The sequence below is a fragment of the Nguyenibacter vanlangensis genome (assembly GCF_013376155.1).
Lineage (GTDB): Bacteria > Pseudomonadota > Alphaproteobacteria > Acetobacterales > Acetobacteraceae > Gluconacetobacter > Gluconacetobacter vanlangensis.
This window is the reverse complement of sequence record NZ_JABXXP010000774.1, coordinates 1-1,264: the sequence shown is the minus strand read 5'-3', so window position 1 is coordinate 1,264 and position 1,264 is coordinate 1. Positions and strand designations below refer to the sequence as shown.

Here is a 1,264-nt window from a genome sequence, read left to right as displayed (position 1 = left end):
GCCGCCATCGTGCCCGTGGCCGGCCCGGTACCGCCGCCGATCATCGTGGTCACGCCCGCCGCCAGCGCGTCCTCGGCCTGTCGCGGACCGACCAGGTGGATCGGCGTTTCCACCCCACCCGCAGTGACGATGCGCCCGCCGGCGGCGATGATTTCCGTCCCCGGCCCGACCAGGATATCCACCCCGCCCTGCTGGTCCGGATTGCCCGCCCTGCCGATCGCGTCGATACGTCCTTCGACAATACCGATATCCGCCTTGACGATTCCCCAATGGTCGATGATCACCGCATTGGTGATCACCGTATCGGCCGCGCCTTCGGCATTGGTGCGCTGTGACCGGCCGATGGCGGCATGTCCCGTCCGCCCATGACCAGGCCGGGCTTTTTCGTCACGATGCGTCAGGTCATGCTCCACCCGGACCAGCAGCGCGGTATCGGCCAGCTTCAGCGTGTCGCCCGCGATCGGGCCGGCCGTGCCGTCCCGCCGCCCCTCCGCGCGGTCCGGTATCGTGGTCATCTCTGTGCTCCTCTCGCCATGCCGCGCCATAACGGGCGGCGCGGCATCAGCGGATCGGGGTGTGAACGCGCACCGCTCTCGGGCCGTCGGGAAACAGCGCATCGACCTCGATGACCGGGATCATCTCGGCGACGCCGTCCATCACCTGCGCGCGGGTCAGGACCTGCCCGCCCGCCTTCGCCAGTTCGTCCGGGCAGCGTCCGTCACGCGCGCCCTCGACCACCGCCTCGGTGATCAGGGCCACGGCTTCGGGATAATTCAACCGCACCCCCCGTTCCAGGCGCCGGCGCGCCACCTGGGCCGCCACGGCAATCAGCAACCCGTCCTTCTCATGCGGGGTCAGATACACGGCACACCCTCTTCGCGGCTTTGCCTTCTCTAAATGCGCCGTCCCGCCGCGATTTTCCCGGGACGAGCTTCACGGTCGCGTGATGCCGATTGCGCGTGCGGCGTTATGTTATCAATGATAACATTGCGAACGATCCCAACCGGGAAGAGGGAATCGCATCATGACCGCGCTGATCGTCACCGCCCTCATCTGGGTCGGGCTGCATATCGGGCTGGCCGGCACGCGCCTGCGCGACCCCGTTGCCCGCCGGCTTGGCGACCAGGGATTTCGCGCCCTGTTCTCGGTCCTTTCGCTGGCAGCCATCTTCGTCCTGGCGCGCAGCTACGCGGCCGCGCCCTATCGCGGCCTGTGGGTGGCGCCGGACTGGCTGCGCTGGCTGCTGGTGCTGGCCATGCTGCCC

At 68.5% G+C, this 1,264-nt stretch carries 2 protein-coding genes and 1 pseudogene; 1 reads left to right on the top strand and 2 read right to left on the bottom strand.

From position 1 onward, the window contains the following. Positions 1–515 (bottom strand): annotated as a pseudogene (gene ureC, locus HUK84_RS18910) (urease subunit alpha); the annotation flags it as partial. Positions 516–561: 46 nt separating this feature from the next. Further along, a complete protein-coding gene (locus tag HUK84_RS18905) occupies positions 562–864 on the bottom strand; it encodes an urease subunit gamma (RefSeq protein WP_176641599.1) in 303 nt (100 codons plus the stop codon). Positions 865–1,024: 160 nt separating this feature from the next. Between HUK84_RS18905 and HUK84_RS18900 the strand changes: the two genes are divergently transcribed. Further along, on the top strand, positions 1,025–1,264 hold a 240-nt coding region (locus HUK84_RS18900; RefSeq protein WP_218064468.1), incomplete at its 3' end, for an NnrU family protein.